Origin of the sequence: Comamonas trifloxystrobinivorans (genome assembly GCF_043359985.1) — a bacterium.
In the GTDB taxonomy this organism is placed as follows: Bacteria; Pseudomonadota; Gammaproteobacteria; order Burkholderiales; family Burkholderiaceae_C; genus Comamonas; species Comamonas trifloxystrobinivorans.
Genome location: NZ_JBHZGV010000030.1, coordinates 1 through 19,946, shown reverse-complemented (window position 1 = coordinate 19,946; position 19,946 = coordinate 1). Strand labels below are relative to the sequence as shown.

General features: G+C 62.3%; 19 protein-coding genes. 15 read left to right on the top strand and 4 right to left on the bottom strand.

The genetic code is table 11. The annotated features are described in order from the left end of the window. Positions 1–113: 113 nt before the first annotated feature. The 4 genes from ACFIQF_RS23885 (at position 114) to ACFIQF_RS23870 (ending at position 4,643) form a co-directional block, all read left to right on the top strand. The gene (locus ACFIQF_RS23885; RefSeq protein ID WP_393946125.1) at positions 114–596 is read left to right on the top strand and encodes a TRAP transporter small permease; all 483 of its coding nucleotides are present in this window, start codon (positions 114–116) and stop codon (positions 594–596) included. A gap of 17 nt (positions 597–613) precedes the next feature. Continuing rightward, entirely contained in the window at positions 614–1,909 is a 1,296-nt protein-coding gene (locus tag ACFIQF_RS23880; RefSeq protein WP_393946123.1) for a TRAP transporter large permease, read from the top strand. A 13-nt stretch (positions 1,910–1,922) separates the two neighbouring features. After that, positions 1,923–3,503, top strand: a complete 1,581-nt coding sequence (gene garD / locus ACFIQF_RS23875; protein WP_393946122.1) for a galactarate dehydratase — start codon at positions 1,923–1,925, stop codon at positions 3,501–3,503. A 144-nt stretch (positions 3,504–3,647) separates the two neighbouring features. After that, the gene (locus ACFIQF_RS23870) at positions 3,648–4,643 is read left to right on the top strand and encodes a Bug family tripartite tricarboxylate transporter substrate binding protein (RefSeq protein WP_393946120.1); all 996 of its coding nucleotides are present in this window, start codon (positions 3,648–3,650) and stop codon (positions 4,641–4,643) included. A gap of 6 nt (positions 4,644–4,649) precedes the next feature. On the opposite strand, the gene ACFIQF_RS23865 is transcribed toward ACFIQF_RS23870, so the two are convergent. Both ACFIQF_RS23865 and ACFIQF_RS23860 read right to left on the bottom strand, forming a co-directional pair. Further along, a complete protein-coding gene (locus ACFIQF_RS23865; protein ID WP_393946119.1) occupies positions 4,650–5,492 on the bottom strand; it encodes a ChaN family lipoprotein in 843 nt (280 codons plus the stop codon). A 141-nt stretch (positions 5,493–5,633) separates the two neighbouring features. Beyond that, entirely contained in the window at positions 5,634–7,826 is a 2,193-nt protein-coding gene (locus ACFIQF_RS23860) for a malate synthase G (RefSeq protein ID WP_393946118.1), read from the bottom strand. A gap of 478 nt (positions 7,827–8,304) precedes the next feature. Here ACFIQF_RS23860 and ACFIQF_RS23855 point away from each other — a divergent pair, with 478 nt between their 5' ends. Next, complete coding sequence (locus tag ACFIQF_RS23855) at positions 8,305–8,664, top strand: hypothetical protein (protein WP_393946117.1); 360 nt, start codon at positions 8,305–8,307, stop codon at positions 8,662–8,664. A gap of 366 nt (positions 8,665–9,030) precedes the next feature. After that, a complete protein-coding gene (locus ACFIQF_RS23850) occupies positions 9,031–9,390 on the top strand; it encodes a hypothetical protein (protein ID WP_393946116.1) in 360 nt (119 codons plus the stop codon). Between the two features lie 90 nt (positions 9,391–9,480). Here the strand turns inward: ACFIQF_RS23850 and ACFIQF_RS23845 are convergent, their stop codons facing one another. Both ACFIQF_RS23845 and ACFIQF_RS23840 read right to left on the bottom strand, forming a co-directional pair. Beyond that, on the bottom strand, positions 9,481–10,167 hold the full coding sequence (locus ACFIQF_RS23845; protein ID WP_393946115.1) for a response regulator transcription factor: 687 nt from the start codon (positions 10,165–10,167) through the stop codon (positions 9,481–9,483). Positions 10,168–10,188: 21 nt separating this feature from the next. After that, the gene (locus ACFIQF_RS23840) at positions 10,189–11,421 is read right to left on the bottom strand and encodes a PAS domain-containing sensor histidine kinase (RefSeq protein ID WP_393946114.1); all 1,233 of its coding nucleotides are present in this window, start codon (positions 11,419–11,421) and stop codon (positions 10,189–10,191) included. A 145-nt stretch (positions 11,422–11,566) separates the two neighbouring features. Between ACFIQF_RS23840 and ACFIQF_RS23835 the strand changes: the two genes are divergently transcribed. The 9 genes from ACFIQF_RS23835 to ACFIQF_RS23795 form a co-directional block, all read left to right on the top strand. Beyond that, positions 11,567–12,499, top strand: a complete 933-nt coding sequence (locus ACFIQF_RS23835) for a LysR family transcriptional regulator (protein ID WP_393946113.1) — start codon at positions 11,567–11,569, stop codon at positions 12,497–12,499. Beyond that, positions 12,496–12,942: a DUF2214 family protein gene (locus ACFIQF_RS23830; protein ID WP_393946112.1), complete on the top strand. Its 447-nt coding sequence runs from the start codon at positions 12,496–12,498 to the stop codon at positions 12,940–12,942. Before ACFIQF_RS23835 ends, ACFIQF_RS23830 begins: the two co-directional genes overlap by 4 nt. Positions 12,943–12,977: 35 nt before the next feature. Further along, positions 12,978–14,750 (top strand): arginine--tRNA ligase, encoded by a 1,773-nt coding sequence (argS, locus tag ACFIQF_RS23825; protein WP_393946111.1) that lies wholly within the window; start codon positions 12,978–12,980, stop codon positions 14,748–14,750. A gap of 24 nt (positions 14,751–14,774) precedes the next feature. Then, the gene (locus ACFIQF_RS23820) at positions 14,775–15,512 is read left to right on the top strand and encodes an SPOR domain-containing protein (protein WP_393946110.1); all 738 of its coding nucleotides are present in this window, start codon (positions 14,775–14,777) and stop codon (positions 15,510–15,512) included. Positions 15,513–15,569: 57 nt separating this feature from the next. Then, positions 15,570–16,214 (top strand): thiol:disulfide interchange protein DsbA/DsbL, encoded by a 645-nt coding sequence (locus tag ACFIQF_RS23815; protein WP_393946109.1) that lies wholly within the window; start codon positions 15,570–15,572, stop codon positions 16,212–16,214. 111 nt (positions 16,215–16,325) lie between these two features. Continuing rightward, complete coding sequence (gene lptA / locus ACFIQF_RS23810) at positions 16,326–16,985, top strand: lipopolysaccharide transport periplasmic protein LptA (protein WP_393946108.1); 660 nt, start codon at positions 16,326–16,328, stop codon at positions 16,983–16,985. Between the two features lie 23 nt (positions 16,986–17,008). Then, positions 17,009–17,785 carry an LPS export ABC transporter ATP-binding protein gene (lptB, locus tag ACFIQF_RS23805; RefSeq protein WP_393946144.1) on the top strand — a complete coding sequence of 259 codons (777 nt, stop codon included), beginning with the start codon at positions 17,009–17,011 and terminating at the stop codon, positions 17,783–17,785. Positions 17,786–17,887: 102 nt separating this feature from the next. Beyond that, a complete protein-coding gene (locus ACFIQF_RS23800) occupies positions 17,888–19,516 on the top strand; it encodes an RNA polymerase factor sigma-54 (protein ID WP_393946107.1) in 1,629 nt (542 codons plus the stop codon). A 131-nt stretch (positions 19,517–19,647) separates the two neighbouring features. Then, on the top strand, positions 19,648–19,946 hold a 299-nt coding region (locus ACFIQF_RS23795), incomplete at its 3' end, for a hypothetical protein (RefSeq protein ID WP_393946106.1).

Below are 19,946 nucleotides of genomic sequence, written 5' to 3'. Positions count from 1 at the left end.
GCCTTGCCCGTGCTCTGAGCCCGGTGCTGCCCGCGCAGCGCCGGGCCCTGTCAAAACACCACGCTGCTGGCCCTGGCGCAAGCCGCACCAGCAGCTGATTTGACGCTGAAACTATGTATACCAAAATTTGTAGCGCCCTGTCTCGCATCTGCATGTGGCTCGGCGTGTCGGGACTGGTGTTGTTGATCGCTGCCGTCACCTGGCAGGTGTTTGGCCGTTATGTGCTCAACAACACGCCTACTTGGGCCGAAAGCCTGTCGCTGTTGCTGGTGCTGTACGTGACCATGTTTGGCGTGGCCGTGGGCGTGCGCAACTCCGGCCACATTGGGCTGGAATCTTTTCTGGTGCTGGCGCCTGACTGGCTGCGCACCAAGATGGAATACCTGATCCATGCGCTGGTGCTGTTGTTTGGCGCAGCCATGGCGTACAGCTGTGCATCGCTGGCCGCGTCGGTGTGGGAATACCGCTTGCCCACGCTGGGCGTGTCCGAAGGCTGGAAATACGTTCCCGCCATCATCGCCGGCAGCCTGATCGTGCTGTTTTCCATTGAACACATCATTGCACTCGCGCAAGGCCGCGAAGTGGAAGCCAACTGAGCCGCCGAGGTTTTGCGATGACGACTCCCTTGTTGATTCTGAGCATCACGTTTGCTCTGTTGCTGCTGCTGGGCGTGCCCGTGGCTTTCTCGATCGGCCTGTCCGCACTGGCCACCTTGGCCTACGAAGGGCTGCCGCTGGAAGTGGGCTTTCAGCAGATGACCGCTGGCATGAGCGTGTTCTCTTTCCTGGCGATTCCCTTCTTCATCTTTGCCGGTGAGCTCATGCTCTACGGCGGCATAGCGGACCGAATAGTGAACTTTGCCCGCGCGCTGATCGGCCATGTGCGCGGCGGTCTGGGCATGTCCAACGTGGTGGCTTGCACGCTGTTTGGCGGTGTTTCCGGCTCGCCGGTGGCCGATGTCTCGGCCATGGGCGCGGTGATGATCCCGATGATGAAAAAAGAGGGCTACCACGCCGACTACGCGGTGAACGTGACCACGCACGCGGCTCTGGTGGGCGCGCTGATGCCGACCAGCCACAACATCATCATTTATGCGCTGGCTGCCAGCGGCAAAGTGTCGATTGCAGCCTTGATTTTGGCAGCCATCATTCCTGCGCTGATTCTGACTTTGTCCAATTTGGGCGCGGCGTATTGGGTGGCGCGCAAGCGCGGTTATCCCGCAGGCACCTTCCCTGGCTGGAGCATTGTGGCGCGCAGTTTTGCGGCGGCTTTGCCTGGCTTGCTGGTGGTGGTGCTGATCTTGGGCGGCATTCTCTCGGGCGTGTTCACCGCTACCGAATCGGCCGTGGTGGCCGTGTTGTATGCGCTGGCGCTGACGGTGTTTGTCTACCGCACGCTCAAGTGGGAGCACTTTGTCAAAGCCGCCTCCAAGGCGGTGCGCAACACCGGCATCATCTTGCTGCTGATCGGCATTTCCAGCACTTTCGGCTATCTGATCAGTCTGTACGGCGTGGCCGAGCTGACCGGCAAGCTGTTGTCTGAGATCACCACCACGCCGTGGATGATCTTTCTGCTGATCAACATCATTCTGTTCGTGCTCGGCACCTTCCTGGACATGGCCGCCACCATCTTGCTGTGCACGCCGATCTTCTTGCCGATTGCGCAGCACTACGGCATGAGCTCGGTGCAGTTCGGCATTGTGCTGCTGATCAACTGCGCGCTGGGGCTGAACACGCCGCCGGTGGGCACCACGCAGTTTGTCGGCTGTGCGATTGGTGGCGTCTCGGTGGGCACGGTGATGCGCACGATCTGGCCTTTCTACGGCGCGCTGATTTTTGCGCTGGCGCTGGTGACCTTTGTGCCCGGCTTCACCACCTGGCTGCCCGGCCTGTTCATGAGCATCAAGTAAGGAAAGATTGGCGATGACGCGCAACCCGCTCTACATCCGCATGCACCCGGCCGACAACGTGGCCATTGTGGCCAACGACGGCGGCCTGCCCGCTGGCGCGGTGTTTGCCGACGGACTGACCTTGGTCGACAAAGTGCCGCAAGGCCACAAGGTAGCGCTGGTCGATCTGGCCGAAGGCGATGCCGTGCTGCGCTACAACGTGGTCATCGGCTACGCCAACAAGGCCTTGCCGTGCGGCAGCTGGGTGAACGAGCAAGTGCTGCGCATGCCCGGCGCGCCTGAGCTGGAAGGCCTGCCCATGGCCACGGTGAAAGCGCCTGCGCTGCCGCCGCTGGAAGGCTATACCTTCGAAGGCTACGTCAACGCCGACGGCTCGGTGGGCACGCGCAATATTCTGGCGATTACGACCACGGTGCAGTGCGTGTCGGGCGTGGTCGATGTAGCGGTGGCTCGTATCAAACGCGAGCTGCTGCCGCTGTACCCGCATGTGGACGATGTTGTCGGCCTGGAGCACACCTACGGCTGCGGTGTGGCGATTGACGCGCCCGATGCGGTGATCCCGATCCGCACCTTGCGCAACATCAGCCACAACCCCAACTTTGGCGGCGAGGTGATGGTGGTGAGTCTGGGCTGCGAAAAGCTGCAACCTGAGCGCTTGCTGCCGCTCGAAGCACCGCTGCTGCCCTTGAAGCGCGAGCCAGGCAGTGCGCCGGTGTCGGTGGTAGACCCGGATCTGGACGTCGTCTGCCTGCAGGCCGAGCAGCATGTCGGCTTCATGAGCATGATCGATTCCATCGTGCGCCAGGCCGATGTGCATTTGCAAAAGCTCAACCAGCGCCGCCGCCAGACCGTGCCGGCCAGTGCTTTGGTGGTGGGCGTGCAGTGCGGCGGCAGCGATGCATTCAGCGGTGTTACCGCCAACCCGGCCGTGGGTTTTGCCACCGATTTGCTGGTGCGTGCGGGCGCCAGCGTGATGTTCTCCGAAGTGACCGAGGTGCGCGATGGTATTGACCAGCTGACCGCGCGCGCCAGCAGCCCCGAAGTGGCGCAAGCCATGATCGACCAGATGGCCTGGTACGACGCCTACCTGGCGCGTGGCCGCGCTGACCGCAGCGCCAACACCACGCCGGGCAACAAAAAAGGCGGGCTGTCGAACATCGTGGAAAAGGCCATGGGCTCGATCATCAAATCCGGCACGGCGCCCATCAGCGGCGTGCTGGCGCCGGGCGAAAAGCTGCAGCAAAAAGGATTGATCTATGCGGCCACGCCGGCGTCTGACTTCATCTGCGGCACCTTGCAATTGGCCGCTGGCATGAACCTGCACATCTTCACCACCGGCCGCGGCACGCCTTACGGCCTGGCCGAATGCCCCGTCATCAAAGTCGCCACGCGCAGCGATCTGGCACGCCGCTGGCACGACCTGATGGACGTGAACGCGGGCCGCATTGCCGATGGCGAAGCCAGCATTGAGGACACGGGCTGGGAGCTGTTCCGGCTGATGCTGGATGTGGCCAGCGGCAAGAAAAAAACCTGGGCTGAGCAGTGGAAGCTGCACAACGCGCTGGTGCTCTTCAACCCCGCGCCGGTGACTTGATGCACCCCCCTGAGGCGCTTTGCGCCTTCCCCCCGCTCTCGCCTTGCGCGGCAAGGCGGGCAGGGGGACGCAGCCGCCGCTGCGGGGCGGCCCTTGCTGGGCTGCCCTCACCTGTGCCCTGATGACCAACTGATGGAGACGAGCATGCAAAGACGACACCTTTTGAAAGCCGCTGCCGCGCCGCTGGCACTGGCATGCCTGCCAGCCGCCGTGCGCGCGCAAAACAACTGGCCCAAGGGCAAAGCCATCACTTACATGGTGCCGTTTGCGACTGGCGGCACGACAGATACGCTGGGCCGCTTGATTGCGCAGCAGCTCGGCCCGGCGCTGGGCACGACCGTGGTGGTAGAGAACAAAGGTGGTGCTGGCGGCAGCGTGGGCTCTGAGCTGGCAGCACGTGCGCAGCCCGATGGCTTCACCATTCTGGGCGGCACCATCAGCTCGCACGCCATCAACATCAGCCTCTATCCCAAGCTCGGTTACGACCCGGTCAAATCTTTCACGCCCATCAGCTTGATCGGCACCAACCCGTTGGTGCTGGTGGTGGCGGCCAACAGCCCGTATAAGAGCTTGCAGGATGTGCTGGATGCGTCGAAGAAAAAGCAGGGCGGCTTGTCGTCGGCATCGGCGGGCACCGGCACTTCGCAACATCTGGCGCTGGAAATGCTGGCCTGGAAATCGGGCGTCAAGTTCACCCATGTGCCTTACAAGGGCAGCGGCCCGGCGATCCAGGACGTGATGGGCGGCCAGGTGGACATGATGTTCGACACCACCGTGGTAGCGGCACCGCATATCCAAAGCGGCAAGCTGCGCGCGTTGGCGGTAACGTCCAAGCAGCGGCTCGATTCGCTCAAGGATGTGCCGACCGTGGCCGAATCCGGCGTGCAAGGTTTGACCGATTTCGAGGTGACATCGTGGCAGGCGATCTTCGCGCCCACAGGTACACCCGACGCCATCGTGCAGCGCCTGCACCAAGAGGTGGCCAAGATCTTGGCCACGCCCGACATGCAGCAACGCATGAAGAGCATGGGTATGGAGCCATCGACCATGAGCACCGCGCAGGTGGCTGATTTTCAGAAGGCCGAAGTGGCCAAGTGGGCGGTGGTGATCAAAGAGGCGAACGTGAAGGTGGACGGCTGAGCGCGTCTATTTTTTCCACTGCTTTTTGAGCGCGGCGCAGTGGTCTTTGGCCGGTACGGCGGGCGTGTTGTGCACCCAGTCGCGGTCGGCCTCTGACGCTTGCGCCGCATCGCCAGCCTGGCCTATGGCAACGACGGAGCGCGTGCCCGCTGGCAACCAGCTCGGAATGCCGATGCTGCGCAACACATGGCCGCGCCCGGCAATCAGCAACACGGTTTTGCCGGGCCGCATTTGCTGTTGCGCAGTGCGCGCTAGGCTGGCGTCTTTGGCCAGCTGGATACGCGCCATCGGCACAATCTGTGATTCGGGCAACAGGCCGCAATGGCCTTCGCGGATAGCGTCTAGCTGGCGCTGCCAACCAGCCGCTGGCAAGTGGCTGTCCCATGGGGTTTGCTGCATCACTTCGCGCATTTGCGCACGCGGCAGGTTGCCGCCCAGCACCGGCACGCCCGCGCGCACAGCCGCCATCACCACCGGGCCGTAGGCCTGCCAGGGCCAGCCTTTGTCGTTCCAGGCCAGGGTTTGCTGCACGGCGCTTTCGTCCACCGATTTATCCACAGCTTGCGTGCTGCGCCCGGCATCGGCCATCTCCAACACCACGGCAGCGAGCTGGCCACTGGCCGCCCATTGCTCTACGGTTTGGCGTTGCCATTGCTGGTGTTCTGGTGCGTCGTGCTGTTCGCCGAGCAGCAGCACATCGGGCGGGCGTGACTGCAAGCGTGCGTGCAGTGCATCGACACTGGATGCGTTGCTGGCGCTGTTCGGAGTGGTGCTGGCACAGCCGGCCAGGCCAGCAGCCAAGACAGCGCAGCAGCTGCTGTATTTGAGAATTACTTTTATTTGCGACATGGGCGCATGCTAGCGGGAGTGGCTGGGTTTGTCGACCAAAGCCCGGGTTGCAGGCTATAAAAAAACGGCACCTGACGGGTGCCGTTTTGGGGAGAAGCTGCTGCCAAAGCCTGCAAGGGCGATGGCAGCCTGCTGGGGGCTTTATTGGCCGGCCTTGACCTTCAGGCGCCAGGCGTGCAGCAGCGGCTCGGTGTAGCCCGAAGGTTGTTCCTTGCCCTTGAACACCAGGTCGAGTGCGGCCTGGAAGGCGGCGCCGCCGGGGTTGGCTACCAGGCTTTGGTAAGCGGCGTCGCCAGCGTTTTGCTCATCGACCACCTTGGCCATGCGGGCAAAGCTGTCGCGCACCATGGCCTCGCTTACTACGCCGTGTTGCAGCCAGTTGGCGATATGCTGGCTGGAGATGCGCAGCGTGGCGCGGTCTTCCATCAGGCCGACGTTGTGGATGTCGGGCACCTTGGAGCAGCCCACGCCCTGGTCGATCCAGCGCACCACGTAGCCCAGAATGCCTTGCACGTTGTTGTCCACTTCCTGCTGCTTTTCGGCATCCGACCAGTTGGGGCTGCTGGAGACGGGCACTTGCAAGATGGCATTGAGCAGGTTGTCGCGCTCGGCGTCGGCACTGGTTTTTTCCAGCTCTTTTTGCACCTCGGCCACGTTCACCTGGTGGTAGTGCAGCGCGTGCAGCGTGGCGCCGGTAGGCGAGGGCACCCAGGCGGTGTTGGCACCGGCCTTGGGCTGGGCAATCTTTTGCTCCAGCATGGCCTTCATCAGATCGGGCATGGCCCACATGCCCTTGCCGATCTGGGCGCGGCCGCGCAGGCCCACGGTCAGACCGACCAGCACGTTGCTCTTTTCATAGGCGGGCAGCCAGGCCGAGGCTTTCATGTCGGCCTTGCGCACCATCGGGCCGGCGTACATGGCGGTGTGCATTTCGTCGCCGGTGCGGTCGAGGAAACCGGTGTTGATGAAGGCCACGCGCGCAGGCGCAGCGGCGATCGATGCCTTCAGGTTGACCGTGGTGCGGCGCTCTTCGTCCATGATGCCGAGCTTGACGGTGTTCTCGGGCAGGCCCAGCACTTTCTCGACGCGGCCAAACAGCTCGTTGGCAAAGGCGGCTTCGGCCGGGCCGTGCATCTTGGGCTTGACGATGTAGACGCTGCCGGTGCGCGAGTTGCGGATGCCGTTGGCGCCATTGCCTTTCAGATCGTGGATGGCGATGGTCGTGGTGATCATCGCGTCCAGAATGCCTTCGGGGATTTCCTTTTTGTCGGCGCCCCAGAGGATGGCGGGGTTGGTCATCAAATGGCCGACGTTACGCACAAACATCAGCGAGCGGCCGTGCAGCTTGAGCGGCTTGCCGTCGGCGCCGGTGTATTCGCGGTCTGCGTTGAGGCCGCGGGTCATGGTTTTGCCGCCCTTGTCGAAGGATTCGGTCAGCGTGCCCTTCAAGATGCCCAGCCAGTTGTGGTAGCCCAGCACCTTGTCTTCGGCGTCCACGGCGGCCACCGAGTCTTCCAGATCCAGAATGGTCGACAGCGCGGCTTCCACCACCACATCGGCCACGCCAGCAGCGTCAGAGCCGCCGATGGGCGTGCTCTTGTTGATGATGATGTCGATGTGGATGCCGTTGTTCTTGAGCAGCACCGATTGGGGCGCGGCCGCATCGCCTTGGTAGCCGACGAACTTGTCGGCATCCTTCAGGCCCGTCTTGCTGCCGTCTTTCAGGCTCACCACCAGCTTGCCGCCTTCGACCGCATAGCCGGTGGAATCTTTGTGCGAACCGGTTGCCAATGGCGCGGCCTGGTCGAGGAAGTTGCGGGCAAATTCGATCACCTTGGCGCCGCGCACCGGGTTGTAGCCCTTGCCCTTTTCGGCGCCGCCTTCGTCACCAATCACATCGGTGCCGTACAGCGCGTCGTACAGGCTGCCCCAACGGGCGTTGGCGGCGTTCAAGGCGTAGCGGGCGTTCAAAATGGGCACCACCAGCTGCGGGCCGGCCTGGATGGCCAGCTCGGCATCGACGTTTTCGGTGGTGGCCTTGGCGTCTGCGGGCTGCTCGACCAGGTAGCCGATCGTGGTCAGGAACTTGCGGTAGCCCTGCATGTCGGTGATCGGGCCGGGGTTGGCCTTGTGCCAGGTGTCCAGCTCGGTCTGCAGGCGGTCGCGCTCGGCCAGCAGGGCGGCGTTCTTGGGCGCCAGGTCGGCCACGATGGCGTCAAAGCCTTTCCAGAACGTGGCCTGGTCTACACCGGTGCCGGGCAGCACTTGCGTGTTCACAAAGTTGTACAGCTCGTTGGCCACTTGCAGGCCGTGGATGGTGGTGCGATCAGTCATGGCAGCTACCTCAGTCAAGTTCTAGAAAGCAATTGGCACCTTGCGGCACCCTGACAGAACACTGTATTGCATACCTGGGTGATGATCAATCTCCAAAAAATGGTTTGATATGTGACTTTTAAGTATGTAATCGCCGTTTGAATTGTCAGGCAGGCCTGCTGCTTATCATTTGCATTTATCAGAAATGATGATTTTCTGATGAAAGAGGGCGCGCTATCCACCAGCTTTTTAACCATTGGTAAATCGAGGGCTTTGATCGGATAGTTGTTGGTTTTTTATAAAAGACAGTTTTTGCTCGGTATTTATTGGCCTTGTTGCTATCAGTTTGATATGAGGTGTTGTCCTTTAATGCATAAACTGCTCTGTTGCAATGCAAAACAGTGTTAACTTTGATCCAAATCAGAAATGATCACATAGAATCACTTTCACCGAACACCATCATTTTTCGCTGCCCAGCAGCAAACCCCCGGAGCAAACCATGGCAAATCTGAACGACAGCTTGAACGACCTGATGTCCCTCGACGGTGCAATGTGCGCTGCCGTGGTCGATTACAACAGCGGCATGATGCTGGCCAGCGCCGGCTCGGGCGTGGACCTGGAGCTGGCCGCCGCCGGCAACACCGAAGTGGTGCGCGCCAAGATGAAGACCATGAAGGCCCTGGGCATCAACGAGAACATCGACGACATCCTGATCACGCTGGGCAAGCAATACCACATCATTCGCCCCTCGGCCAAGCTGGCTGGCATTTTTGTGTACTACGTGCTGGACAACAAGCGCGCCAACCTGGCACTGGCTCGCCGCAAGGCCGCCGATGTGGAAGGCGCTATGACCATGTAAGCTGGTTCGCAGCCGACCCTTTCGTCGGTTGCACGCGCTTTTTGGCAATGAAAACGGGCTTTGGCCCGTTTTTTTTTGTGCCTGGCGCAACGCTGTTCATGCGCGGTCAGCGCGGTGGCGTCGCGAATTACATACGAGTTGTTACAGCAGCAGGGCCGGCCAGCCCACCCAGAAAACCGGTGGAACGGCTTTGCCGGGTTTGTTGCTGCGCTATCAAATTGCGCTGCTTTTCCTGATCAGGGCTGCAAGTGCCTGATTGCAAAACATTTTCAATGATTGCCTAACTCAGAAATGACTCACTAGAATCCGCCTATACCTGATGAAGGTATGAAAAACTGATTTATATCAAATGGACTGGAGATAAGCATGGCAAATCTGAACGACAGCTTGAACGAACTGATGACGATGGACGGTGCCATGTGTGCAGCCGTGGTGGATTACAACAGCGGCATGATGCTGGGCAGCATCGGTACCGGTGTGGATCTGGAACTGGCCGCCGCCGGCAACACCGAAGTGGTGCGCGCCAAGATGAAGACCATGAAGGCCCTGGGCCTGAACGACACCATCGACGACATTCTGATCACGCTGGGCAAGCAGTACCACATCATTCGCCCATCGCAGCGCCTGTCGGGCATCTTCGTGTACTACGTGCTGGACAACGCACGCTCCAACCTGGCGCTGGCACGCCGCAAGGTAGCCGACGTTGAAGGCAAGATGACGATGTAATGAGCGCCGTTATCGAAAAAAGCGAGCCGCTGGCTCGCTTTTTTGTTTTGGCGCAGTTGCGGCTGTCGGCGCTGCTGCCCTGCGCCGGTATCAGGCCGCCACCAGCGGCGCGCGGAACTGGTAGCCCACTTTTTGCTGCGATTGCAGCGGCACGGCCAGCGGCGTGACTTTTTCGATACGGCGGCGCAGGCGGTAGATGGTGGCGTGCAGGCTGTTATCGGAATCGGTGGCGCTGCTGTAGCCGAGCAGTTCGCGGATGTGGTCGCGGCTGACCACTTCGCCTTGGGCTTTCAGAAAGCACTGCATCACCAGCAAGTCGGTGGGGCTGAGTTCGACCAGTTGGCCGTCTGGCGCGGTCAGCACGCTGCGGCGGCTGTCGAGCTTCCAGGCGGTGGCGGTTTTGGCCGTGGTCATGATGCGGCGGTGCACGGCGCGGATGGCCAGCTCCACCTGCTCGAAAGTGACCGGCTTGGTCAGGTACATGTCGGCGCCGGCGTTGATGACTTCGGCAAACACCTCAGGCCCCAGGCGGCCCGAGACGATGAGCACGCCGGCCTGCGTGCGCTTGCGCAGAATGCGGATCAGCTCGGCGCCGTCCACGCCGGGCAGCATCAGGTCGAGCACATAGAAATCAAAACGATAGGGCTCCAGATCGGCCAGCAGATCGCTGCTGTCGCCATAGGCTTGCACATCCACGCCTTGGTTGCGCAGGTGCTGGGCCAGAAATTCGCTGTATTCGGTGTCGTCGTCGACCAGGGCAAGCGTGGCAGGGAGCATGGTGAGTTCTTGTAGGAGGTTTCAGTCGTCCAGGCCTTGGGGCAGTTCCATGCGCATGATGGTGCCATGGGGCTCGCGCGGCAAGGCTTGTACCGTACCCTGGTGCAATTGCACCACAGAGCGCACGATGAACAGGCCCAGGCCGGCGCCGGCGCGGTGGCGGTGTTCGGCGCCGCGCGAGCCTTTGTCGAACAGGCGCGGGCGCAGCTCTTCGGAGATGCCCGGCCCTTCGTCGATGACTTCGATGATCAGCGCCAGCGGGTCGTCCGATTCGGCAATGCGCAGCAGCACCTGCGTATCAGCCGGCGCGTAGTTCAAGGCGTTGTTCAGCAGGTTGCGAATGCTCAGCCGCATCAGCGCCGGGTGCAGTTGCACGGTGCGGACATCGGCGTCCCACACCACCTGGATGCGCGGGCGGTTGTCGGCCGCAATGTCGTGCAGCACAAGGTTGATGAGTGTGGGCAGATCGGTGTCGGACGAAGCGCCCGCCTTGCCGCCCACGGCCAAGATGGTGCCTGCGGCCAGCGTGTTGTCCAGCGTGCCAATCACTTGCTGCAGCACATGTTCGGCTCGCAACAGCGCTTTGCTGGCAGGGGTGGCCTGCTCCAGGTGCAAATCGGCAATGGCTTTCATCGTGGCCTGCATGGCGGCCGAGGCGTTGTTCAGTGGCTGGCGGATTTCGTGCGACAGCAGCTGCAGCATCTCGCTGTGCTCGGCCAGCATGGCGGTGCGCCAGTCGAGCAAGGTGCGCAGCTTAAGCAGCTCGGCTTTTTCTTCGGTGCGCTCCTGCTCGGTGGACGAGAGCGAGGCCAGGTGCTCGCGCTGCGCAGCCACTTCGGCGCGGGCCGCGTATTCAGCGCTGCAGTCCTGCATCAGCATCAGCACGCCGTCGGCCGCCTTGGGGTTGGCCTGGCCTTGCCAGATGTAGGGCGAGAGGCTGATGCGGCGCCAAGAGGTAACGCCATGCGCATCGGTCTTGCTGTGGTCGAACTGCTGGCGCTGGCCCAGCGCGGCCGCTTGCAGCGCGTCGCGGTGGGTTTCGAGAAAAGCCGCTGGCAGCGCCTCGGTCAGCAATTGGCCGGCAACGCCGCTACTCGGTATGCCAAACCATTCGCACCATTGCGGCGTTGCCAGGCGCAGATGCTGGTCGTGCCCCCAATAGGCCATGGCCACAGGGCTGTTGCCAAACAGGCGCAGCAGCTGGGCGGGAGCAAACCACAAGGCGTCGGCGTTCGAGTTGGGGGCGGCGGTCATGGCGTCCAAAAGCGGGGCGGGCGCAACAAAGCGCCCACCAAGGCACACAAAGTCGCAGGGCAGCGCACTGCGGCATGGAGCCCCGATGATAATAGGCTCTCCCGGCGGCGCTGCCATGGTTGGCACGGTCCGGGCCCATTTGGCTATGGATCGTCTCAAGCAACTCGAATCATTTGTCGCCATTGCAACGCGGGGCAGCCTCACCGCTGCCGCCAAGGCCGAAGGGGTGGCGCCGGCCATCATGGGCCGTCGCCTCGATGCGCTGGAAGAACGCCTGGGCGTCAAGCTGCTGGTGCGCACCACGCGCAAGCTCTCGCTCACGCACGAAGGCATTGCCTTTTTGGAAGACTGCCAGCGCCTGCTGACCGATCTGGCCAATGTGGAGGCCAGCGTCAGCGCTGGCGGCATCAAGGCCACCGGGCATTTGCGCATTACCGCGCCGGCCGGTTTTGGCCGCCGCCATGTGGCGCCACTGCTGCCGCTGTACCGCGCACTTCACCCCGAGGTAACGATTTCGCTGAACCTGAGCGACCGCCTGGTCGACCTGGCGGGCGAGGGTTACGACTGCGCCATCCGTGTAGGCGATTTGCCCGATTCCTCTTTGGTCAGCGTGCGCGTGGCGGACAATCGCCGCCTGTGCGTGGCCACGCCCGAATATCTGCGCCGCCGTGGCACACCGCGCCACCCGAGCGAGCTGACGCAGCACGACTGCCTGACTTTGTCTAGCGAAGCCTCGCAAACCCGGGGCTGGGCTTTTCGCATGCCCACCGAGGCTGGCGCCACCGAGGTGGTGCACTTCAAGCCGGGCGGGCCGCTCGATTGCTCAGACGGGCAGGTCTTGCACGATTGGTGTCTGCAAGGTTGGGGCATTGCCTGGCGCAGCACCTGGGAGGTGGAGGCGGAGATTGCCGCCGGCCGCCTGGTTGAGGTGCTGGAAGAGTTTGCTGCGCCGCCCAACGGCATTTATGTGGTGTTCCAGCAGCGCAAGCATTTGCCGCTGCGCGTGCGGCTGTGGATCGACTTTGTCAAGCAGCACTACGAGCAAGCGGATTTTTGGAAAAACGGAGTGACCCGATGACTTTGGAAGCCGTATTGGCCTGTTTGCACCTGCTGGCCTTGTTGACCATGGTGGTGTTTTTGTCGAGCGAGGCTGCGCTGTGCCGCACCGAATGGATGAACGCGGCCGTGGTGCAGCGCCTGGCGCGGCTCGACATGATCTACGGCATTGCCGCCTTGGCCGTGCTCGCCACCGGCCTGGCGCGCCTGTTTCTGGGCCCCAAGGGCCTGGGCTGGTATGTGAGCCAGCCGCTGTTTCACCTGAAGATGACGCTGTTTGTGGTGGGCGTGCTGCTGTCTTTCAAGCCGACAGCCGTGTTCCGGCGCTGGTTACGCCAATTGCGCGACAATGGCGCTTTGCCGGCGGCTGAGCAGGTGCAAGCCACCCGCAAGTGGGTCATGTGGCAAGCCCATCTGATCCCTGTGATCGCCGCCGTGGCCGTGTTTTATGCCCGGGGCTGGTAGCCGTTGCCGCACCAGTCTCCCAAGAATTTCTAACTATGTTGCAAGTCAAAAAGGATTTGCTCGCAGCCCTGGCTGGCGAGCTGGACAAATTGTCGCCCGGCGCCGCTGAGCGCGCTGCGTTCGAAACGCCCAAGGTGGCCGCCCACGGCGATTACGCCGTGACCGCCGCCATGCAGCTGGCCAAGCCGCTCAAGGCCAACCCGCGCGCACTGGGCGAGCAGCTCAAGGCCGCGCTGGAGGCGACCGCGCCTTTCCAGCAATGGGTGGATGCGATCGAGATTGCCGGCCCCGGCTTTTTGAATATCCGCCTCAAGCCTGCTGCCAAGCAGCAGATCGTGCGCGAAGTGCTGGCCCAGGGCGAGAAGTTCGGCTTCCAGGCTGACCGTGGCGAGAACATTCTGGTGGAATTTGTCTCGGCCAACCCCACCGGCCCGCTGCACGTCGGCCACGGCCGCCAGGCGGCCATTGGCGATGCGATCAGCAACCTGTATTCCACCCAGGGCTGGAAGGTGCACCGCGAGTTCTATTACAACGACGCGGGCGTGCAGATCGACACGTTGACCAAAAGCACACAGCTGCGCGCCAAGGGCTTCAAGCCCGGTGACGAGTGCTGGCCGACCGACAGCGAAAACCCGCTGGCCAAGAACTTCTACAACGGTGACTACATTGCCGACATCGCCCAGGCTTTTCTGAACAAAGAAACCGTCAAGGCCGATGACCGCGAGTTCACCGCCAATGGCGATGTTGAAGACTACGACAACATTCGCCAGTTTGCCGTGGCCTATCTGCGCAACGAGCAGGACAAGGATCTGCAGGCTTTCAACCTGAAGTTTGACGAGTACTACCTGGAATCGAGCCTGTACACCAACGGCTACGTGGAAGACACCGTCAAGCGCCTGATCGACAGCGGCTACACCTACGAGCAAGACGGCGCGCTGTGGCTCAAGTCCACCGAGTTCGGTGACGACAAGGACCGCGTGATGCGCAAGTCCGACGGCCACTACACCTACTTCCTGCCCGATGTGGCCTACCACATCCAGAAGTTCAAGCGCGGCTACGGCAAGGTCGTCAACATCCAGGGCACGGATCACCACGGCACCATCGCCCGCGTGCGCGCCGGCCTGCAAGCGGCCAATGTGGGCATTCCCAAGGGCTACCCCGACTACGTGCTGCACACCATGGTGCGCGTGGTGCGCAATGGCGAAGAAGTCAAAATCAGCAAGCGTGCCGGCTCCTACGTGACGCTGCGCGACCTGATCGAGTGGACCAGCAAGGACGCGGTGCGCTTCTTCCTGCTGAGCCGCAAGCCCGACACCGAATACACCTTCGACGTCGATCTGGCCGTGGCCCAGAACAACGACAACCCCGTCTACTACGTGCAGTACGCCCATGCGCGTATCTGCTCGGTGCTGCGCTCGTGGTACGAGCAACCAATTGCGAACAGCGATGTGCGTATCAAAGCAGCTACCGAACGGATGTGTGGAGAGACGATCGAGTCTGCGAAGCTGTCGGTTCTGAAGGATGTCGACCTGTCGGCTCTGCAAGGCCCGCAAGCCCAGGCGTTGATGCAATTGCTGGCCAAGTACCCCGAAATGCTGACCGCTGCCGCTGACGGCAACGCGCCACACGATGTTACGTTCTACCTGCGCGATCTGGCAGCGGCCTACCACAGCTACTATGATGCTGAACGCATTCTGGTGGACGACGAAGCCGTCAAGCTGGCCCGTCTGGCACTGGTGGCCGCCACGGCGCAAGTGCTGCGCAACGGCCTGGCCGTGCTGGGTGTGAGCGCACCGGAACGCATGTAAAAAACGCGATCAAAGGTAAGAACAATGCGACGACATCAACGTGGTGGAACCATCCTGGGTCTGATCCTGGGGCTGTTGATCGGCGTGGGCGCGGCCCTGGCCGTGGCCGTGTACGTGACCAATGTGCCGGTGCCATTTGTCAACAAAGGTAATGTGCGCGGCGAGGCCAAGGACAAGGAAGAAGCCCAGCGCAACCAGAACTGGGATCCGAACTCGCCGCTGTACGGCAAGAACCCGGCCGCTCGCCCCAACACGCCTGCAGCGCCTGCTGCGCAAGGCGTGGTGGTGCCCGATCCGCCCAAGTCTGTGAGCGAAAACACCACGCCGCCTGCCGACACCAAGCCGCCCAAGCCTGAGGTGGTGTTGCCCGACAACGGCAAAACCACCGCTGGCGACAAGCCGGCAGACAAAACCGGCGACAAGTCTGCCGACAAGACCCAGGTGGCCAAGCTCGACCCCAAGGCGGGCCAGGGCGCTGATCCGCTGGGCGATCTGGCCAAGTCGCGCGGTGCCGATGGCAGCGACGGCTTCCAGTACTTTGTGCAGGCTGGCGCTTTCCGCACCCAGTCTGACGGCGATGCGCAACGCGCCAAGCTGGCCATGATGGGCTGGGAAGCCCGCGTGACCGAGCGCGAAGTCAATGGCCGTACCGTCTACCGTGTGCGCGTGGGCCCGTTCAACAAGCGTGACGACGCCGACGGCCTCAAGGGCAAGCTCGATGGCGCCGGCGTCGACGCCCAGATCGTGCGCGTCCAGCGTTGAACTTTTGTGGCTCACCCCCACTCCTACACCGCATCCCGCTACTGGAGAGAAAAGAACATGAAACGTCGTGAGTTTTCCGCCACCGCCGTCTCGGCCGTGGCCGCTACTGCCATCAGCCTGCCCCTGGCCACCGGCGCACATGCCCAGGCCAAGTTCACCGAAGGCAAGGAATACGTCAAGCTGAGCAAGCCGGTGAACCCCGATGCGCCCGCCGGCAAGGTCGATGTGATCGAATTCTTCTGGTACAGCTGCCCGCACTGCAACCAGTTCGAGCCGCAGTTCGAAGCCTGGGCCAAGTCGGCACCGAAGAACCTGCAGATCCGCCGCGTGCCCGTGGCCTTCAACAACAGCTTCATCCCCCAGCAAAAGATCTACTACACGCTGGAAACCATGGGCCTGATCCCTGATGTGCATGTCAAGGTATTCCGCGCCATCCACGTGGAGCGCCAGCGCCTGAACAAGGACGAGGAGATCTTCGCCTGGATGGAAAAGAACGGCGTGGACATCAAGAAGTTCAAGGACATCTACAACTCCTTCTCGGTCACCAACCAGGTGCGCAAGGCCACCCAGCTGCAAGAATCGTACGGCGTTGAAGGCGTGCCCGCCATGGGCGTGGCTGGCAAGTACTACACCGACGGCACGCGCGCCGGCTCGATGACCAATGTGTTGCAAGTGGTGGAGTTCCTCGCCGCCAAAGGCTGATAGCGCTGCTGCCAGGCACCAACCAAGCCCGCAAACTGCGGGCTTTTTCATGCCTGTGGCGGCCGGTGGTTCCAGCCTCGTTACAATGGGTCAGAGCAAGATTCATGCCTTATGAAAAAACCCAGTCTTTTTTCCTCCCTGTTGCTGGCTGCTGCACTGGCTGTGCCGCTGCTGGCGCATGCCGAGCGCGCCGACCGCACCAAGCCGATGAACATCGAGGCGGACAACGGCACGCACGATGAGCTCAAGCAAACCAGTGTCTTCACCGGCAATGTGGTGGTGACCAAGGGCACCATCATCATCCGCGGCGGCAAGCTCACGGTCAGCCAGGACCGCGATGGCTTCCAGCACGGGGTGGTGACGGCCGATGGCGGCAAACTGGCCTTCTTCCGGCAAAAGCGCGACACCGCACCGGGCGCTCCGGCAGAATTCATCGAAGGTGAAGGCGAAGTCATCACTTACAACGGCCGCGACGACACGGTGCACTTCGAGCGCCGTGGCGAGCTGCGCCGCTACCGCGAAACCACGCTGACCGACCAGGTCAGCGGTTCGGTCATCGTCTACAACAACCTGAGCGACACCTTCACCGTCAACGGCCAGAAGAGCACGCAGGCGGCGGCCACCAAGCCTGGCGCGCCCAAGCAAGACCGCGTGCGCGTAGTCCTCACGCCCAAGGCAGACGACAAGGCCGAAGCCGCCAAGCCCAAGGCTGCGGCGGACGACAAGGAAAAACTGCGTCCCAGCACGCAGCTGAACGGCGGAGCCCAGTGATCGTGGCCGAGGCATCTTCAACCATCTCGGTCAACGCGCGCGCCGCTGGCAGCGACCACCGCAGCCAGCTCGAAGTGCTGCACCTCGAAAAATCCTACGGCAGCCGCAAGGTGGTCAAGGACGTCTCGCTGTCGGTGCGCAAAGGTGAAGTGGTGGGCCTGCTCGGCCCCAATGGCGCGGGCAAAACCACCTCGTTCTACATGATCGTGGGCCTGGTGCGCAGCGACGGCGGTGACATCCGCATCGACGGCCAATCGGTCGCCAACATGCCGATTCATAAGCGCTCGCAGCTGGGCCTGTCGTACCTGCCGCAAGAGGCATCGATTTTTCGCAAGCTCAGCGTGCAAGACAATGTGCGCGCTGTGCTGGAGCTGCAAAAAGACGCCAATGGCCGCGCTTTGTCGAGCAGCGAAGTAGAGCGCCAACTGACCGCGTTGCTGCAAGAGCTGCGGGTCGACCACCTGCGTGAATCGCCAGCGCTGGCGCTCTCGGGTGGCGAGCGCCGCCGGGTAGAAATTGCCCGTGCACTGGCCACGCAGCCCCGATTCATTTTGCTGGACGAGCCGTTTGCGGGTATCGACCCGATCGCGGTGATCGAGATCCAGCGCATCGTCGCCTTCCTCAAGGAACGCGGCATTGGCGTGCTGATAACTGACCACAACGTGCGCGAAACCCTGGGCATTTGCGACCACGCCTGCATCATCAGCGATGGCAAGGTGCTGGCCGCGGGGACGCCGCAAGAGATTGTGGAAAACGCCGACGTTAGGAGGGTGTACCTGGGTGAGCATTTCCGCATGTGAGACACGAACCAGCCGCTGGCGCAGCGCTGGGCGCGCTGTGCTTGGGGAGGCTGTGGCCTCGCATAAAGCGTGTACCCACATCAGTGACCGGAGGGCGCAGCCATGATGCCATCGCTCTCGCTGCGGGTTTCGCAGAACCTCACGCTCACGCCGCAGCTGCAGCAGTCGATCCGCTTGCTGCAACTGTCCACCCAGGAGCTGCAGCAGGAAGTCGAGCAGATGCTCGACGAAAACCCTTTTCTCGAACGCGATGCCGAAGACGCTGCAGCCGAGCCCGGTGCCGAAGCCGATGCAACCGCTGCACCAGCAACTGACGCACCGGCTGGCACTGCCGATAGCGCCGCCGAAGCCTCGGTTGGCAGCGCAGAGCGAACCAGCCACGAAAACGATTTTGAAGGCGACACCGCTGCTGGCGAAAGCCTGGATTTTGCCGCCGGCAAGGAAACCGGCGCCGATGCCGAAGCCGCTACGGGCGACTCAGCCTCCGACTGGGAAGAATGGGGCGGCGACCTGCCCGCCCGCAGCAGCCACGGCGACGACGAAGAAGAAACACCCGCTTCTGACCGCAGCTCCGAGCACGTCAGCCTGCAAGACGTGCTGCACCGCCAGGCGCTATCGCTGCGCTTGTGCGAAGAAGACCGCGCCGCGCTCTACCTGCTGATCGAATCGCTGAACGACGACGGCTACCTGGAAGACTCGCTCGCCGAGCTGGCCCAAGGCTTTGGCGATGCCTCTGATGCCGAGGCCTTTGACACCCTGTTGCACCACCTCACCGTGGCTTTGCGCTTGCTGCAAAGCCTGGAGCCGGTAGGCGTGGGCGCGCGCAACCTGGCCGAATGCCTGACGCTGCAAATCAAGGCGCAGCAGCGCTTGCTGGATGAAGAGGGCTCGCCCGACCCGGAAGGCGACGCCCAGGCGCTGGAAACCGCCTTGCTGGTGTGTCAGGAATCACTGGACCTGCTGGCGCGGCGCGATGTGCGCAAACTGATGCAGTTGACCGGCTGCAACGAGCCCTCGGTGCGCCAGGCGCTGGGCATCATCGCGCGGCTGGAACCCCGGCCGGGCCGCCCCTTCGCCAATGTGGACCGCAACGCCATCATCCCCGACATCATCGTCCGCCCCAGCAATGAGCGGGGCTTGCCGGTGCCGGGTTTCAGCGTGCAACTCAACCCCGAGGTGATGCCGCGCCTGCGCGTGCAAGAGGTTTACGCCAACGCCTTGCGCGGCCACAAAGGCAGCGAAGGCCACGGCGCGCTGCAGCAGCGCTTGCAAGAGGCGCGCTGGTTCATCAAAAACATCCAGCAGCGCTTTGACACCATCTTGCGTGTATCGCAGGCGATTGTGGAGCGACAACGCAACTTCTTCGTGCACGGCGAGCTGGCCATGCGTCCCATGGTGCTGCGCGAAATTGCCGACGAGCTGGGCCTGCACGAATCGACCATCAGCCGCGTCACCACCGCCAAATACATGGCCACGCCGCAAGGCACGGTGGAGCTCAAGTACTTCTTTGGCTCGGGCCTGGGCACGGAAACCGGCGGCAGCGCATCGAGCACGGCGGTCAAGGCGCTGATCAAGCAGCTGCTCGACGAAGAGAACCCGAAGAAGCCGCTGTCCGATGCGAAGATCGCCGATCTGCTGCAAGAGCAAGGCATTGAGTGTGCTCGCCGCACGGTGGCCAAATACCGCGAGGCGATGCGGATTCCGCCGGCTAGTTTGCGCAAATCGCTGTAGCGCGGCTTGCTGTTTTTGGCGGGCTGTTTTCTAACTGGCGTTTTGCTGCTTTGTTTGCTGCAGCTGGCCGGGACTCGCCCCGGCAGGCGACCTTCTTTCTTGCTGCACGGCAAGAAAGAAGGCAAAGAAACGTGCCCTACATCCATCGACCCCGAAAGCTTCGCGTAGCGAATCTTTCGGGGCAACCTGCGGCCACAACAAACACCGGCGTGCGGCAAAACTCATTTCGCGCTAAAGCGCTCCATTCAAACAGCTGCCGCAAGTCAGTTCACGAAGTTTGGCTGCTCTACGGCAGCCAAACCGCCGGTGTTTGCTGCGTCCGCAGGCGCTGGCTGAAAGGGGGGAACATCCTGAACAGCCAACAGCCAACAGCCAACAGCCAACAGCCAACAGCCAACAGCCAACAGCCAACAGCCAACAGCCAACAGCC

Bases quoted from the DNA above. Each gene is read 5' to 3' on its own strand.
- ACFIQF_RS23885 (WP_393946125.1), top strand. From the start codon at position 114: ATGTATACCAAAATTTGTAGCGCCCTGTCTCGCATCTGCATGTGGCTC.
- ACFIQF_RS23880 (WP_393946123.1), top strand. From the start codon at position 614: ATGACGACTCCCTTGTTGATTCTGAGCATCACGTTTGCTCTGTTGCTG.
- garD (WP_393946122.1), top strand. From the start codon at position 1,923: ATGACGCGCAACCCGCTCTACATCCGCATGCACCCGGCCGACAACGTG.
- ACFIQF_RS23870 (WP_393946120.1), top strand. From the start codon at position 3,648: ATGCAAAGACGACACCTTTTGAAAGCCGCTGCCGCGCCGCTGGCACTG.
- ACFIQF_RS23865 (WP_393946119.1), bottom strand. From the start codon at position 5,492: ATGTCGCAAATAAAAGTAATTCTCAAATACAGCAGCTGCTGCGCTGTC.
- ACFIQF_RS23860 (WP_393946118.1), bottom strand. From the start codon at position 7,826: ATGACTGATCGCACCACCATCCACGGCCTGCAAGTGGCCAACGAGCTG.
- ACFIQF_RS23855 (WP_393946117.1), top strand. From the start codon at position 8,305: ATGGCAAATCTGAACGACAGCTTGAACGACCTGATGTCCCTCGACGGT.
- ACFIQF_RS23850 (WP_393946116.1), top strand. From the start codon at position 9,031: ATGGCAAATCTGAACGACAGCTTGAACGAACTGATGACGATGGACGGT.
- ACFIQF_RS23845 (WP_393946115.1), bottom strand. From the start codon at position 10,167: ATGCTCCCTGCCACGCTTGCCCTGGTCGACGACGACACCGAATACAGC.
- ACFIQF_RS23840 (WP_393946114.1), bottom strand. From the start codon at position 11,421: ATGACCGCCGCCCCCAACTCGAACGCCGACGCCTTGTGGTTTGCTCCC.
- ACFIQF_RS23835 (WP_393946113.1), top strand. From the start codon at position 11,567: ATGGATCGTCTCAAGCAACTCGAATCATTTGTCGCCATTGCAACGCGG.
- ACFIQF_RS23830 (WP_393946112.1), top strand. From the start codon at position 12,496: ATGACTTTGGAAGCCGTATTGGCCTGTTTGCACCTGCTGGCCTTGTTG.
- argS (WP_393946111.1), top strand. From the start codon at position 12,978: ATGTTGCAAGTCAAAAAGGATTTGCTCGCAGCCCTGGCTGGCGAGCTG.
- ACFIQF_RS23820 (WP_393946110.1), top strand. From the start codon at position 14,775: ATGCGACGACATCAACGTGGTGGAACCATCCTGGGTCTGATCCTGGGG.
- ACFIQF_RS23815 (WP_393946109.1), top strand. From the start codon at position 15,570: ATGAAACGTCGTGAGTTTTCCGCCACCGCCGTCTCGGCCGTGGCCGCT.
- lptA (WP_393946108.1), top strand. From the start codon at position 16,326: ATGAAAAAACCCAGTCTTTTTTCCTCCCTGTTGCTGGCTGCTGCACTG.
- ACFIQF_RS23800 (WP_393946107.1), top strand. From the start codon at position 17,888: ATGATGCCATCGCTCTCGCTGCGGGTTTCGCAGAACCTCACGCTCACG.